This is a genomic window from Desulfosporosinus acidiphilus SJ4 (assembly GCF_000255115.2).
Lineage (GTDB): Bacteria > Bacillota > Desulfitobacteriia > Desulfitobacteriales > Desulfitobacteriaceae > Desulfosporosinus > Desulfosporosinus acidiphilus.
Genome location: NC_018068.1, coordinates 1,690,753 through 1,705,072, shown reverse-complemented (window position 1 = coordinate 1,705,072; position 14,320 = coordinate 1,690,753). Strand labels below are relative to the sequence as shown.

Here is a 14,320-nt window from a genome sequence, read left to right as displayed (position 1 = left end):
TTTTCGATTTCATCCGCGAAGCTCGTATAGTTGTCAACTGGGACACCGAATGAATTGCCAATGGCTTTACAATTTTATATTCAGAGTGACAAGTAATGATCCAAACCCTGACCGAGCGATTTATTCACATAAATGCAAATACCTATTGACTTTAAAACGTCCCCAATCACCCTTTGACTATTGTTGACTATCATATTAATCAATTCACTAACACAAGGATTAATCTTGGTTAGCACCAAAGGATCATAAAATGCCAGCAAACTCCAAGTTCCTATAGATGTACGGTACCTGCTTGATGAGAACTCTTTGCGGCTTGAAGATGGAGAAATGTTGTCATTTACCATTATCTTACTGCAGTCTATGTGTACAATTCTTTTAGCTGTATTGGCTACTCTTTGAAAGTCAATCGTCGAATAAACCGGAAGACAAGCTTCATGATGAGTAAGCCAAAAACCCATCATAGTTAGGCCGGCATGTGAAATATCTTCCCAGCCGCTTTCACCATAATAATATGGCCAGTAACTCCAATAATAGCTATTTGATGTTTCATCCAACCGAAAACACGTATGGAAATAGTTGAATCCTTTGATAGCTTTCGTTAGATGTTTTGAGGTAGAACATAATTTATCCAGAAGTGCACAGGCAGCAAGATAAGCATTGCCTCTGTTAGGCATGGTGACCTTACCTGCTTCATCGAACGTACCAAAATTCGGTTCAACAGGATAACCTGTTATTAGCGAGAAATCTATCCAATTATTGGGTGTATCGTGTGTCTCCAGCGCATCCCTACAAACCAACAAGTAGTTATCTAGTCGATCAAAGTATCGTCGAATGCCTAACGACGTTACAACATTAATAAATAGGAGTATTGGAATACATATTACAGCAGTATGAACGGGATAGGCATGTATGCTGCCGTACTGCCCCCCATCATTCCATACTGGTAATTTCAGTCGAGTACCCAAATAACTTTCCACATCCAGGTCGGTGTCACGATGGCTGATAACCCAATCTATTTGGGGAACCATCCAATCAAGGTATTTTAAGTTACCTGTTGCTTTAAACATAAAGTATAAGGCAACCCCGATTGCACCCCATCCCCAAGCAAAATCGCCACCTCTATGTGAGGTATTCTCGTCTGCAAACCATTTACCTGCTGACTCGCCGGTATGGTATGGGTCCTTGTTTTTATATATCCAGTCGAAAACTTCTTGCACTGAACCTTTCATGTAAACCTCCAACCCGCAGCTTAAGAAGGCGGAATAAATTATTTCCTATTAATATAGGCAAAATATAAAAGAAAAGCACCTCCATATCCTGAAGATGCTACACAATTCGCTTTGGCTCTATATTTAGTAAATACTTAACTCCCTTGCATTCAATGAAGTAACACCAACATGCATCGCACGCTTAAAAAATCTATATTTTTATACGTTGGTATTGCCAAAGAAAAAACTATTTATCCTTGAGTACTCCTGGTTAAAATGAGTCATTAGTAATGGCATTGTAGCCATTCCCTGCATAGGAAGACAAAGACTCCATATAGCGTCTCTATCCATCTGCATAAATCGTATCGAAAGCTAGAGAAGACTGACCTGATGCACTAAGTCCAGTAAAACGGCCACTTTATGCTTACTGTATTTCTACATCAATATTTTTTAAATTATGCTCACTGGCTCCCTTGATGCGAATGTGTGTTGTTAAATTGAAGCAAACCATATATAAACAAAAAAAACAGCCTCCGCCCATGTTATCGGGCTTTAGCTTTTCAGATGAACTATATTTAAAATGATACGCTTCAGTTAACCTGAACATGATCAAGAATATAGGGAAGCACTTCATCAGGTGAAATATGTAATGCCATTGCAAACTCTTCATGCAAGTTTCTTTCGGCAGCTTTCATAATGTCTTCATCAGTTTTCATTAGTTTCTTACCAACATTGAGTTTCCCTTTCTTTACCAAATATAACGTTTTAATTATCTTTACCCATTCTTCGCTTTGGCCCGTTCTAAGAGCCGCTTTAAAACTTTGATTTCTGTATCTGTCATCATCAGTCCAGATGGTTTCGGTTTCTGGCATATTCGCTATTAGTGATAAAACATCCTCTTTAGTCATGATGTTTCTCATCAAAACTTTTGGGTTATTTACAGGAGTTTTAATAATCATATTATTGTTATAAGCTGGTTCTAAAACGTAGTATTCAATATCATTATTACCTGTATCCTTTTCTTTTCTAATGTCTATTATTTTATACACTCCTGTTGAGTTGTATGCAACATAATCATTAACTTTAAACACAAATATTCCTCCTTGCCAATTTTTAAGTAGTATGTTATAGACTATACAATAAAACAAAAATGCTGCAACAAAAATTCCGTTATCTCAATAATATTAATTATAATTATATCAGAATTTTTCTGTTGCCGTAAGCAAAAAACACTTGACATTGAAGAAAATTTTTCAGTATAATATTATATTTAACGAACAGCGAGCAGCCTTTGCATGGCGTAAGTCCAGTTGCGAAGGCTACTCATTTTTTAATAGCAAAGACTACCTGAACCAGTTCGACTATGTGTATGTGGACTTCTGGGAATCTAGCGGGGATTAAGGTGATATTTCTCTATTTTCCTCGGGCGGCCTTCTTCTAATTGTTGGTAACCCTTTATATCAACTGAGATAAATATTTTGTAATTGCCTTGATTTATCAGCTTATCCGTATAATCTTGCCATGCTTAAATACCAGCGAAATCAATGGGCTGACAGCAGAGGCTAAATGCATTCAGCAGCAGATTCAATCATATCTTTTACAGTTACAAGAGGATTGGTATACCGTCTTTTACGCAAAGTTATATTTTTATATTCAATTGCATTTTTCGGACACCAATTGATGCACGCAAGACATTGCTGGCATCGATCATTCCATCTCGGTCTCCCGTTGACGATTTCAATATTGTTTACTGGACATACCGATTTACAACGACCACAGCTTATGCAACGATTGTCAACTCGAAAATTCTTTGCTTCATTAATCAATTTGGAAGCCAATTTTTCCTTTTTGAGAAAAGAATATGGATGTACATGTCTCAACAAAGGTTTTTTCTCAATCCCTATCCGTTTACGTACTTTTATTATTCCGGCGATCTCTTTTACTTTTAGCTTTTCCTGTCTGAACAAATCTTCTCTCTTTGAATCGCTTGGAGGCTTTATCCCTAAAGGGTTGATGATATAGTTATACGGTAATAAAAGGTGAAAACCGGCAGCCAATTCAGTTCCTCGCTCGGACAAAAGATTTGAAAGTTGAGTTAAAGCATAACCTTGAAATGATCTACTGTTAACAGCAGCAAAAATATACTTCGATTTGTTAAGTTGTAATCTTTTTATGAAATCCTGTACAATAACAGGGATAACCTGGTAATATAAAGGAAATACGAAACCTATGCATTCGTCCGACACATCAACTTCAGATTCTTGCATCGCCTTAGGAATGGATATTATCCTAGTATCCCCTATTTCATCAGCAAGATCACGAGAAAGCATCAGGCTGTTCCCGGTACCTGTAAAATAGAATATTGTTGTTCTCATGTTTTTTAGCTCCTCCATTGATTGATTTACACTTTAAAAATTACAAATAGAAATCACATTTTTAAGTCTCAATAATTTAGTAATTTAATTCACAATCTCTTCATCAACTTTACAGAACAGGGAACTTCTGTAACTGTTAATTTCTAATCAAAAGGAAACTATATAGCGCCATGACTATTGAAAAAAATGTCCTGCTTTCAATGGCCTGCTAGCCTAGAAAGTTTTTGATAAAAGCTTCTCTTCATTTTTTATTAACAGTTCGTGTAGTAATTAGCGATTTTTTTATTTCCTACCTGCGGATGTGTGTACCGCCTGCGGCTTTGCGTTTTATTGTCATAATTGATCGCACGTTTGGGGCAGTGCTGAATGCAGGCTAAGCAGCGTTCGCACTGATGATGAAAGATCGGCTTTCCATCCTCCAATGTAATATTCTTTGCCGGACAGACACTCTTGCATATTCCACAAGAAATACAATCATCATTGACATCCAACTTTTCGTCTGTTGTTGGAATATCGCTGATATATTTGAGGTAGAACCGATTAAGGATCTTTTTAATGGATGGAATACGTCGTGCCGTCTTATTCACAATGTCCCGTACCACGGGTATAGCACGTTTTTCTGATCTTCTTGTGATTTCGTCTACCTTAATGTTCATGTCATAATTTGTGACTGCATTTCCAAACATCCTGATTTTAGCACCATAATTCAGGCGGCATCCTTTTTCTTTTAACAAAACATTTGCTTGAGGAATGGCGTTACCAGCTATACCGAGACAGGTTGCAACAGCAAACAGGTATGTGTTGCTCTGTTTCGACAGACAGACTTTGCTTAAAAAATCCGAAACCATAATCGGTAAGCCCCACCCATAAGTAGGGAATACAAATCCTATACGTTCATAGCCGACAGGTATCTCAGGATCAATGCCTTTCTGAATCGCAATAATTTCACAATCAGATAGTGCATTTGCGATTTCCTCCGCAATATGCAAGCTGTTTCCCGTGCCAGTAAAAAAGTAGATTCTATTAATTATTGTTGCCTCCTGTCATCGATCGATAGACATCGCTAATTAGTTTATCAATTTTATCCATGTCAGAAGGACTTTTTTTATTTTTCATGAGTTCGCTTGCCTGATCGATAAATCTAACCATTGAATCGTAAAGCTCGATCCTTTTTAATAAATCGTCTTTCTTGTCAATCATAATTTGCAATAACGATGGAAAATTCTTAATATTGCACTCACGTTTGAAATCTAATACCTGTTTTATTTCCATCAAAGTGAAACCACTGATTTTCATAACTTCCGTGTATTGAAGGTGGCGGATATCCTGCTCGGTATAGTAGCGATATCCATTATTGGCCCGTTGGGGTACAACTAATTCAAGTTGGTCATAATAGCGCAAGGTGGCTTTCGGAAGTATAAGCATTTCTGATGCTTCTTTAATAGTATATTTTTTCATACAAAACCTCCTTGCACAAATCATAACATTCAAGTATACTTTAATGTCAATAGTTGTTTCGTACTCAACATGCCCCGTTCACGTAATGATATACGATAAATATACTTTCAATAAAGTAACGCCAATGTGCCACGGGTGCTTAATTTGTCGGGTTTGAAAACACATTAACAAAACACCCCATGTGATCAATAAATTTCTGATCACATGGGGTAATTTTATTTTGTCTTTTCTATTATCTTTTCTATTTTCCTATCAACTGTCCAAGCTGCTGCTCAATACCTTTAATTACGACAGCCTCTCCACCAAATATTGTTGCTCCTGTCAGTTTCTTGCCTTTCAGATAATTCACAACTTGATCGGAAAGACTTCCATCTACCAGTATTATCGAGGTATTGTGGTTAGCCGCATAGACACTTCCGACTAAGGCATCCGTATAATTGTCGGCGATAGCTAAGACCACATTGCTTACTTTGTTAGGGTATTCTGCTTTAGCAATGGCCAGAGAAGTATCGATTTGGTTTCGGCCATATAATCTCTGTACACTGCTACCAGTTGATGTTGGGGTTGTTGGAGCTGCGGTGAATGTACCAGTCTGAGGGCTAAGTTGTATGCCCTTTACAATCCAGCGGTGCGTGTGGCGGGCGTGAGTGACTGGAAATTGGAGAGATTGAGAGAGATTGAGAGAGATTGAGGTGTTCTAAAAATTTTCGAGTAATTGGTTGTGGATCAGCCACAATTCTGCTATACTATAAGACGCTCGTTAGAATATGTGGATATATAAGACCTTCTTAAATGCCTAAAGCTATGGGAAGATTAAATCCCACACCAGCGGGCAGAAAATTCAAGGAGGTTTTTTTAATGTTCGAAGACAAAACTCTTATTTGCAAAGACTGTGGTCAAGAATTCGTTTTTTCCGCCAATGAACAAGAATTCTATGCTGAAAAGGGATTCACCAATGAACCTGGTCGTTGCCCATCCTGTCGTGCAGCCCGCAAGCAACAAACTCGTGGTAATAGCGGTGGATACAGTCGCCAACAACGAGAAATGTTCCCAGCGATTTGCGCTGAATGCGGAAAAGAAACAATGGTGCCTTTCCAACCATCCGGTGACAAACCCGTTTATTGCCGTGACTGCTTCCAATCACAACGACGCAATAATTGGTAAATCGTTCAAAGAAACTTCCCAAGCTTAACGCTTGGGAAGTTTTTTTATTTGCTGATTACGTTAGCTGGTCAAGTCAAAGTCACATTTGACCCACCCCTCCAGCTTTCCGGTTCCCATCAACTCACGCCTCAAAAACTTAGCTTCCTATAAAATTAACTTTGATCACCAAGTATCATAGCTCGGTCAAACGCCAAACGATTCATTACATCCTTAATTTCTTCTGAAATATCATCAGTACTTACTTTATAATTCATTTGGTTTTCCGGCTTTTTATTAGATTTTGTATTTGTTACCTTTTTCCTCTTTGTTTTATGATACCGATTGAATTGATACATCAATTCACGTCTGCCCCTTTTGGGGTCACGAAGTGCAAGCTTTCGTACTGCACGAATACGACTAATTGGTTTTATTTCCTCCACCCGTTCTTCCATGTTGCTTCAACTCCATCGACTTAATCTTCGCCCTTCGACTCGGCTTTGATGTCATCCTAGCTAGCTTTCGATGCTTCATCAGGGGTTCGCTTTCATACGTCTCTCTGAGCCATACATGCTGAGATCATTCTCGGCTTTTAACCATAACGTTAACGTTCACCACCGCATCCTTTTCGTGCTTAAGCGGCTTACGGCTGTTTTAAACCAATTCCTATAAACCGGTTTCGAAGGACCTACTTTCATCGCGAAAACAGCATCGTGTTCTTTGAACACGTTCTTAGCACAAGACCACTTGCTAGCATTTATCAATGTGGCTACTTCTTCTTAAGGTTAATGCGGGTGGCGTGGTTGATTTACAATGGCTTCAAGAAGGTTATGACGTGAGTTCAATTCTTTCTAACTTATAAAGAACCGGATGAAGTCCATCGGCGCAACAGAAAATTTCGGTTCCTTTCTGCTTTACCCAAGGATAATCATGTCCTAATGCTAAATACACAACCTTATCTTGAAGTCCTGCCCAAGCCCAACTACAAAATCCTTCTGGTTTATTACAATTCTTTGAAATGAACTCTTGTCCTTCCTTATATTTCGAACAATTAGTTGGAACCCCCTCTGAGGCGTACTTTTCATGGATATCGCCAACATCAAGTTTTTTTAGAACTGTAATTTTTATGTCATAATATTTTGTTGCTCCCATTTTTAACCTCCTTCTTGTTTTCCGTCTTCAACAAAGTATCCTTTCACCCCTGCCACCTCAACCCCTTCAAAACGAGCCTTTTAGGGAACCAGTTCTTGACCACCAGCTAACCTTTACGCAAGGCGGTTTCTTGAACTTAGCTAGGGCGCGAGGTGACGCGTGGTGAATTAGGGATCGATGAAATGCTCACAGAAGACCAAGCATAAGGACTATCTCTTATTCTTTAGTTCGTACTGAAATACCACGTCTATACAGATATTTATCTATTTTATTTGAAGAGTTTTCGTCAATCTCTGGGGGTTGAAGAAATATCCAGATAGCGGTAAATATAGTTGTTAATACTAATACGACAATTACCACCGTCTTTAATTGTATTTTCAACTTCTTATCACTCTCCACATCGGTAATCATAGTTATTCATATTTAGAATACTGTCGTCACTCGACGCCCAACTATCTTTTATAAAAGCGGCTATTTCCTCTTGAGGTTAGAAAGATGGTAGGGACCTTTATTGAAGCAATATTCGCTCTTTTTAATTATCAATGTCTTTAATCCTTACGCCTCCTTCCTATTTACTTTCCAATAATCGCTCAATCACTTCTTGCACTAAGAATACCTCATCATCAATATTTAATAACTCTTCATATTTTTCATTATTTTTAGGATCAAAATCCTTAGTCATGACAACCTCTTCATGTGGTTTAATTCTAGCAATCTCAAATTCCTTGGAAGCACATTTTGCAGGGCAGCCATTCAGGGCAATAAACTTCTCGTTAGAAACTGTTTCATTATTAAGGGGTAAATTCAAATGAGGTAATACGCGTACTATCTTATCATCCTCGAAAAATGCAGCAACCGTTTTTGTCATCATACTAACGTTACAACGTCCTTGACAAGGGAATATTCCAATATTCATAATAGTTATCCTTTCATTGCTCAAGGCACTGCATACTTATAACCGAAAACCATCATTAATACTAATGTTCATTTTACCCTTTTTTATCTCTTGCTCAACTAACAAAGGATGTTGTATAGGTGACAAAGGCTCGCCATCTTCAATAATTTTTTGGATAAAATAGAGACAGTCTGATTTATCATGTTCAGAATTACTCGTCGTTTTGTACTTAAAACAGATCATCTGATCATTATCTACCTCAATACCTAATCCGCAATTACGACATGTCTTCATGTTCAAGCACCTCCTTTGGCTGAATTTGTATTAAAGCCTCTCCACTATGAATGGAAAGGCCAATCAAATCATACTACATCGGCTGCCCGCCTTTATCGTAATACTTTTTGCATCTTTTAGTTACATATTGGCGAACCATGAAAGCCGCTTGTAGAGCGACTTTCATGGTTTCCGTTTTCTTAATTGAACCATGGTCACAACGTGTGTTTTGGCAACGTATTGATAACTGACACGCAGAATCATTATTCTCATACCCAATATGAAAATGATTTGCAGTCATTAACTTCGAATCGCCTAAACGGAATGCTTCACGGAGTATCCTGCAATCCGCTTGCCATACATTATTATGATTAACACTAATACCCCCGCCCCACTGACATAAGGCAGGCCAATCCAAAGGCCATATAGGGCACCGCCAACGATTGGACCCAACATTCTGCCTAAACTTCCGAAAGACTGGAATAGCCCTAAAGACACGCCCTGCCCCTCGGTAGCATACTTAGTGACGAGACTCGAGCTGGTGGGTCCGGCTAGAGATGTGCCAGCCATGTAGACTACAGTAGCAAGTACTATGGTTAATCCCGTTGCTGAACTTATTATTAACACGAGCCCTAAAGCACACAGAAGGGCACCGGAGACTACCAGGGTAGAATCACCAAATTTCTTTACTAACCTACCCATAAGGCCTCCTTGAATAATTACCCCGCAAACCCCGGCTACTCCAAATACAATTCCAATCTCCTTTGTGCCAAAACCAACCTTAGCTGCAGCCAGCCAGGCAAAGGTCGCCTCAAACATAGACATGGCAAACGTAATCACAAAGTTAAAGATGAAGAGAACGAACAGCGGGTCTTTGATTACTGCCAGGGTCATTTTAGGCCGGGCCCGCTGGGCCATTGGCCTTGGTGAGCCTAGGGTTTCCTCTAGGGAGAACCAGGCAAAAGGCACTACGAGCAAAGACAAACCACCCGCTACGAAGAAAGGCGCAGTAAAGACGAAGTGACCAAGCCAGCCTCCTAGGGCTGGTCCAAAGATCATACCCAATCCCATGGCAGCACCGAGCATCCCCAAACCTTTGGAACGTTCCGGTCCCTCTTCAGTGATATCTGTTAGGTAAGCCATCGCCGTTGGGAGGGTGGCCGAGGAGATCATCCCGGACAAGGCTCTGATTAAAATTAGCACCCAAAGATTGCTGGCAAGGCCGAACAAAAAATAGGTAACCCCGTAACCACATAAACCAATTAGTAATACAGGCCTACGCCCAATACGATCAGATAATTTCCCCCAAAAAGGAGCAAAGAAAAACTGCATGATAGAATAGGCCGCCATGAATACCCCGAGAGTAATGGGTGTGCCCCCCAGCTTACTCACATAAAAGGGTAAAATCGGAATGACTATACCAAATCCCACCATCACCAGGAACTGAATTACGAATAGAATAGCTAAAGGTTTTGCCCGCTTATCTCTCATAATATCCCTCTTATTTCATAGACTACATTGTGCCTAAGTGTATTGATTAGAGCTTCATCTCGGACCATCCGAGGTACTTTTACCTGGTTGTTTGATGCTCCTCTTTGAACTAACATTTTCCGAATTTCCCCAAATGTCCCCTTGGCAACCAGATTTAGTCCCAGCGGAGCAAGACGTCTGTCTTGTACGGCCGCCAGATAGCGTGGGTTGGCCTGCGCCAAGCATTCATCCAATGCCTGCCTTATTTTCACACCTTTCTCTGTTGCTGCTGGAACATCAGCAACTTCTAAATAGAACTGGTAGCTTCCTAAAGGACCTGCCAAATCCTGAACCACCGTAAAATCTTCTAACAGCAATCCTAACGTTAAACTTGCGTCTTGTATCGCAGCGATGACAGCCTGTTCGGAGGTCTTTTCACCGGCCAAATTCAGCAATTGTCCCTTGCGATAACCAAATTCAAGCAGCGGGGTGTTGAAATAATAATCAACAACCTTTACTACATCTCCGATTCGGTAACGATAAAAACCGGAAAAATTTGTCACTACAATTTCATAGCTTTGGTCCTTTTGCAGTTGATCAAGATTAAGGGTTCGCGGTTGCGGCAAATCAGCCTCAGCAATAGGAATAAATTCATAATAGGCAAACCCCGGAGTAACCGCATAGTAAGGTTTATTGACTTCGGTAGCCACACCAATTAATGCCTCCGTAGCTCCGTACACGGCAGAAAAAATAGGCAGATCACCACAATAAAAATGCAGTTTATCCAGGTAAATGCTGAAAGAGCCGCTAATCACACAGCTGAGATATACCATTTGGGGCCAGAGCCTGGAGGCTATTCCCGCTGCCCCCTTGGCCAATTCCCTGAGTATTTCCTCTGCCCGGCGTGGGTCTGGCTTTAAGCCTTGTTCTAAGCACGCTCTGGTTTCCGGCTCCAAGACCAACGTTTGGGAAATCCTCCCTTTGGCAATATCCTCTACAAGTTCCGGCCCGCGTTCTTCTAGAACGGCAAACAGCTGGATAATGCCAGAGGCAAAGGGTGCGCCAATATAGGCAAGACCGCGTTCTTTTAAGGCAAATAATAAATGTAAATAGGTGGCAGTCTGCTGATCTGAAAGTTGTAAAACCTCAAGCGGTGAAGTCCAGAAATACGGGAAGATCTGGTGCATGGACTTGGCTCCTCCAGAAGTCCCGGAGCCTGTAGGGATTCCAGCGGGTGTCGTTCCACCTTGTACCATGTTCATTAACAGCAGACCTTTGTCTGCCCGCTTAGCTGCAGGCAGTGCCTGGTTCAGCAGTCCTTGTTGAAGAAACATCATGCTCATATTCATTTTACGCTGAGTTTTACCAGTTGTTGGGATGTATTTCTGTTTGCCTGTGGTACCCGAACTCAATCCAAAATATTTTACCGGTTCCGCGGTGAGTATATTCTCATGACCTAGAAGCATACTCTCCAGGTAGGACTCGTAATCCGAATAGACTTGCAGCGGCACAAGCCGTTTGTACTCTTCCTCGTTCTTTATCCCAGCAAACTTATGGGCCAGACCATATTCAGTCTGGGCATTAGCTCGAAGCACTTCCTGCAAAACCTGTCGATTAAGCTTCCCCGCTTGCCGGGTCTGTCTAACAAACTGCCGAAAATAATAACGAGTCATCAGTGAAAAGGAACCTCTAATCGCCAACCTCTTGATTCCCATCCTATCACTCCTCGTATAACTTCGTTAAAACGGTTTGCAACCTTTCCAGAGCTTGATTTAGTTGTTTTGATTCATTTTCCCCTAGGGCTGAGAGCAACCGTTTAGTCTTATCAGCTCTTTGCCGGCTAAGTTCTTCCAATAGGCTTTTTCCCTTTTCCGTCAAACTCACCAAGACCAAACGTCGATCTTCCTCACTGCGGGTACGGGCAATCAATCCCAGTTTATAAAGCCGATCTACAAAGCCCGTAACCGCTCCAAGGGTAATACCAAACTCCTGAGAAATTTCTGAGGGAGTACAGATTTGCCTTCTTTCCAGAAACCGCAAAAAGAAGATCTGGTGCACTGATAAAACACCGCTCGGGGGAATCAGGTACTCTTGGTATTTGGACCAAACCACCCGCAGCAAATTATCCATATTTTCCATCAAAGTGTTAGGATCATTACTCATATATTCACCTTCTAATTTATTAAGTAAATAATAATTGACCTAAACAGTTTTGTCAATAAAGCTTTGTACATTTACTTATTACCACATGTTGGCATATCTGATTATAAATTCGTGATGCAAGATTAATTTCTCATTCAATGACTAAAACCTCTTCCCTTTTGGCCAGAGTAAGTGGCTTTAGCATTAGTTTCCTAAAGTCAGTGATGACCATAGATGATATATCGGGGCTTTGCAAGGTTGCATCCACTTTAGGGGGAAGGTCTAAATCGCAAAGTCATCAATATAAGCAAATCAATGTTTTCGTCATACTTTAAAGTATTCAACATGTCCAAAGTAAAAGCATATCCAAATATATTCAGCAGAGAGGAGTCCTCTGTAAAGTACTCCTCTTTCTGAACCTTTCTTTTAGTTATGACTTATCCGAAGGTAAGAGCATTTAATGCTCTAGTAAGAGCAACCGCACTTGTAATGTTTGTACCCGTAACTGTAATTCGGATTTCATAGGTGTGAGAACCGGCAGCCGGAGTATCAATCCATGTCAAGTTAGGAATTTCGCCAAATAGACGTGAAGTTGCTGTTTGACTATCGGTTTCTTTTTCAACTGTTATTGCAGCAATTGATGATCCATCAAGGAAAAGTTGATAGTCAATAGTGTATTGATAGTTGGCGCTAGCGGTTGTTGTTATTTCTACTTCTGCCATGGAATCCAATTTCAATGTCTGCCCTGACGTAGTGGTTACCGCAAGGGACAGAACAGATACTTGAGTGGTAATGGGAAGACTTAAGGAACTACTGGATTGCGTGGAAGCTAATGTGCTTCCTGCTCCAGTTACCCCAGTGGCTCCTGTTGCTCCCGTAGCTCCAGTAACTCCTGTTGCCCCGGTTACTCCTGTGGCTCCGGTTGACCCACCGGCTCCGGTTGCTCCGGTTGCTCCATCAGATCCTGTGGCCCCGGTTACTCCTGTGGCCCCGGTTGACCCACCGGCTCCGGTTGCTCCGGTTGCTCCATCAGATCCTGTGGCCCCGGTTACTCCTGTGGCCCCGGTTGACCCGGTTGCTCCTGTTGCTCCTGTGCCAAGTGGAATTAGAGAGTTTAGTTCTGAAGGTAAAACCCGATGTGCAGCTACTAAAACACCTGTTGTGTTTTTACCCCAAGTAGATATTTCAACAACTTGAGAACTAGTCAAAAACTGAAATTCAAAAGCATTAAATTGAGCATAATAGCTAAGCGTTGCCACATCTCCTGGATTCAAACTTAATACTTCCAAGACGTACAGGACTTTAGTTGTTCCGCTTAAATAATACCCTGATATCTGGACAGTCACGCCAACAGTATCATCGTTGGATATTTGTACCGTCAGACTGGCAGTTGGCCGAACGCCCTCAACAGGCGTATTCTCAATCAAACCAGTTGTAAGTGAAACCAATACTATTGCCTCCTCATTATTTTGTGACATATATTCCATAATATGGGCTGTACACAAGTTTGGTGATATACCTACTTTTCACTGTACCTTGACCTTCTGAATCAGCCTGCGGAACAGATCCCCATCTAATGTGGATAGTCATGGTATACAAATAACGCCCTCAACAATTCTTATTTAGATCATTAAGGGCTAAAAGTTTTGTTCATGATAGCTTTGTTAACCTTCAGAAACCATGCGGACCCTCATGCTAAATTTTGAGAGAGGAGTGGGTTAGCCGTATCTCCTACTTGATCAATTTTCAGGATTTTTAAGTCCTCTTATTAGAAGATTCACCACAGATTCTATGTTTTGTTTTCTGGATCAGGAAAACAAAAGTTCCCTTAGAACATACGTCCAAGGAAACATAAAACACACTATCAATATTTCCCGAAACCCTGAAAACCGCTTATACCAGGTTACTTCCGCTCTATCACGGCGACCGTCTCAACGTGCCTCGTCTATATAGAAGAGCTATATTTTTATTTGCCGTGACCAGGGTGCGTGGGGTCGCTATTTTGTCGGGTTAGCAAACACATTGACACTTTATAAAGTCGGTAAAGAAAACAATTGACGGTTTCATGATTATATGCATGTGCCAAACACCGGTCAAGGTAACCTTCACTACCTTGACCGGTGTTTTACCTTATAGAAAGTTTTTATGGGTGTATCGGATAACTACATTACTCGTACAGCCTATCAAGGCTCTAGCACAATCCTTAC

The 14,320-nt window shown here is 40.7% G+C and carries 16 protein-coding genes; 1 reads left to right on the top strand and 15 read right to left on the bottom strand.

Going from position 1 to position 14,320, the window contains the following annotated elements; all coding sequences use genetic code 11:
• Positions 1–80 precede the first annotated feature (80 nt).
• The 6 genes from DESACI_RS07865 to DESACI_RS25120 form a co-directional block, all read right to left on the bottom strand.
• On the bottom strand, positions 81–1,229 hold the full coding sequence (locus DESACI_RS07865) for a hypothetical protein (protein WP_014826651.1): 1,149 nt from the start codon (positions 1,227–1,229) through the stop codon (positions 81–83).
• 569 nt (positions 1,230–1,798) lie between these two features.
• Positions 1,799–2,299, bottom strand: a complete 501-nt coding sequence (locus tag DESACI_RS07860) for a CarD family transcriptional regulator (protein ID WP_014826650.1) — start codon at positions 2,297–2,299, stop codon at positions 1,799–1,801.
• A 471-nt stretch (positions 2,300–2,770) separates the two neighbouring features.
• Complete coding sequence (locus DESACI_RS07855) at positions 2,771–3,583, bottom strand: EFR1 family ferrodoxin (protein WP_014826649.1); 813 nt, start codon at positions 3,581–3,583, stop codon at positions 2,771–2,773.
• A 251-nt stretch (positions 3,584–3,834) separates the two neighbouring features.
• Positions 3,835–4,602 (bottom strand): EFR1 family ferrodoxin, encoded by a 768-nt coding sequence (locus tag DESACI_RS07850; RefSeq protein WP_282434171.1) that lies wholly within the window; start codon positions 4,600–4,602, stop codon positions 3,835–3,837.
• A 4-nt stretch (positions 4,603–4,606) separates the two neighbouring features.
• Positions 4,607–5,041 carry a MerR family transcriptional regulator gene (locus tag DESACI_RS23040; RefSeq protein WP_014826647.1) on the bottom strand — a complete coding sequence of 145 codons (435 nt, stop codon included), beginning with the start codon at positions 5,039–5,041 and terminating at the stop codon, positions 4,607–4,609.
• Between the two features lie 241 nt (positions 5,042–5,282).
• Positions 5,283–5,651, bottom strand: a complete 369-nt coding sequence (locus tag DESACI_RS25120) for a cell wall-binding repeat-containing protein (RefSeq protein WP_282434170.1) — start codon at positions 5,649–5,651, stop codon at positions 5,283–5,285.
• 248 nt (positions 5,652–5,899) lie between these two features.
• On the opposite strand from DESACI_RS25120, the gene DESACI_RS07835 reads away from it, so the two are divergent.
• Positions 5,900–6,205: a zinc-ribbon domain containing protein gene (locus DESACI_RS07835; protein ID WP_014826646.1), complete on the top strand. Its 306-nt coding sequence runs from the start codon at positions 5,900–5,902 to the stop codon at positions 6,203–6,205.
• A gap of 152 nt (positions 6,206–6,357) precedes the next feature.
• Here DESACI_RS07835 and DESACI_RS07830 read toward each other — a convergent pair whose 3' ends face one another.
• From DESACI_RS07830 to DESACI_RS25660, 9 genes are all read right to left on the bottom strand, one after another.
• Positions 6,358–6,636 (bottom strand): hypothetical protein, encoded by a 279-nt coding sequence (locus DESACI_RS07830; protein ID WP_014826645.1) that lies wholly within the window; start codon positions 6,634–6,636, stop codon positions 6,358–6,360.
• A gap of 373 nt (positions 6,637–7,009) precedes the next feature.
• Complete coding sequence (locus DESACI_RS07825) at positions 7,010–7,333, bottom strand: TIGR04076 family protein (RefSeq protein WP_014826644.1); 324 nt, start codon at positions 7,331–7,333, stop codon at positions 7,010–7,012.
• 568 nt (positions 7,334–7,901) lie between these two features.
• Positions 7,902–8,204, bottom strand: coding sequence for a putative zinc-binding protein (locus DESACI_RS07820; RefSeq protein ID WP_158310161.1), 303 nt, complete (start codon positions 8,202–8,204; stop codon positions 7,902–7,904).
• Positions 8,205–8,285: 81 nt separating this feature from the next.
• Entirely contained in the window at positions 8,286–8,522 is a 237-nt protein-coding gene (locus DESACI_RS07815; RefSeq protein ID WP_014826642.1) for a hypothetical protein, read from the bottom strand.
• Between the two features lie 73 nt (positions 8,523–8,595).
• The gene (locus DESACI_RS24190; RefSeq protein WP_148271280.1) at positions 8,596–8,802 is read right to left on the bottom strand and encodes a hypothetical protein; all 207 of its coding nucleotides are present in this window, start codon (positions 8,800–8,802) and stop codon (positions 8,596–8,598) included.
• A gap of 14 nt (positions 8,803–8,816) precedes the next feature.
• Positions 8,817–9,992, bottom strand: coding sequence for an MFS transporter (locus DESACI_RS07810; protein ID WP_014826641.1), 1,176 nt, complete (start codon positions 9,990–9,992; stop codon positions 8,817–8,819).
• Complete coding sequence (locus tag DESACI_RS07805) at positions 9,989–11,686, bottom strand: GH3 auxin-responsive promoter family protein (RefSeq protein WP_014826640.1); 1,698 nt, start codon at positions 11,684–11,686, stop codon at positions 9,989–9,991. Before DESACI_RS07805 ends, DESACI_RS07810 begins: the two co-directional genes overlap by 4 nt.
• A gap of 4 nt (positions 11,687–11,690) precedes the next feature.
• On the bottom strand, positions 11,691–12,134 hold the full coding sequence (locus DESACI_RS07800; protein WP_014826639.1) for a MarR family winged helix-turn-helix transcriptional regulator: 444 nt from the start codon (positions 12,132–12,134) through the stop codon (positions 11,691–11,693).
• A 416-nt stretch (positions 12,135–12,550) separates the two neighbouring features.
• Entirely contained in the window at positions 12,551–13,561 is a 1,011-nt protein-coding gene (locus DESACI_RS25660) for a collagen-like triple helix repeat-containing protein (RefSeq protein ID WP_014826638.1), read from the bottom strand.
• Positions 13,562–14,320 lie beyond the last annotated feature (759 nt).

Excerpts from the sequence above, each read along its gene's own strand:
- DESACI_RS07865 (WP_014826651.1), bottom strand. The coding sequence starts at position 1,229 with ATGAAAGGTTCAGTGCAAGAAGTTTTCGACTGGATATATAAAAACAAG.
- DESACI_RS07855 (WP_014826649.1), bottom strand. The coding sequence starts at position 3,583 with ATGAGAACAACAATATTCTATTTTACAGGTACCGGGAACAGCCTGATG.
- DESACI_RS23040 (WP_014826647.1), bottom strand. The coding sequence starts at position 5,041 with ATGAAAAAATATACTATTAAAGAAGCATCAGAAATGCTTATACTTCCG.
- DESACI_RS07835 (WP_014826646.1), top strand. The coding sequence starts at position 5,900 with ATGTTCGAAGACAAAACTCTTATTTGCAAAGACTGTGGTCAAGAATTC.
- DESACI_RS07830 (WP_014826645.1), bottom strand. The coding sequence starts at position 6,636 with ATGGAAGAACGGGTGGAGGAAATAAAACCAATTAGTCGTATTCGTGCA.
- DESACI_RS07825 (WP_014826644.1), bottom strand. The coding sequence starts at position 7,333 with ATGGGAGCAACAAAATATTATGACATAAAAATTACAGTTCTAAAAAAA.
- DESACI_RS07820 (WP_158310161.1), bottom strand. The coding sequence starts at position 8,204 with ATGATGACAAAAACGGTTGCTGCATTTTTCGAGGATGATAAGATAGTA.
- DESACI_RS07815 (WP_014826642.1), bottom strand. The coding sequence starts at position 8,522 with ATGAAGACATGTCGTAATTGCGGATTAGGTATTGAGGTAGATAATGAT.
- DESACI_RS24190 (WP_148271280.1), bottom strand. The coding sequence starts at position 8,802 with ATGACTGCAAATCATTTTCATATTGGGTATGAGAATAATGATTCTGCG.
- DESACI_RS07810 (WP_014826641.1), bottom strand. The coding sequence starts at position 9,992 with ATGAGAGATAAGCGGGCAAAACCTTTAGCTATTCTATTCGTAATTCAG.
- DESACI_RS07805 (WP_014826640.1), bottom strand. The coding sequence starts at position 11,686 with ATGGGAATCAAGAGGTTGGCGATTAGAGGTTCCTTTTCACTGATGACT.
- DESACI_RS07800 (WP_014826639.1), bottom strand. The coding sequence starts at position 12,134 with ATGAGTAATGATCCTAACACTTTGATGGAAAATATGGATAATTTGCTG.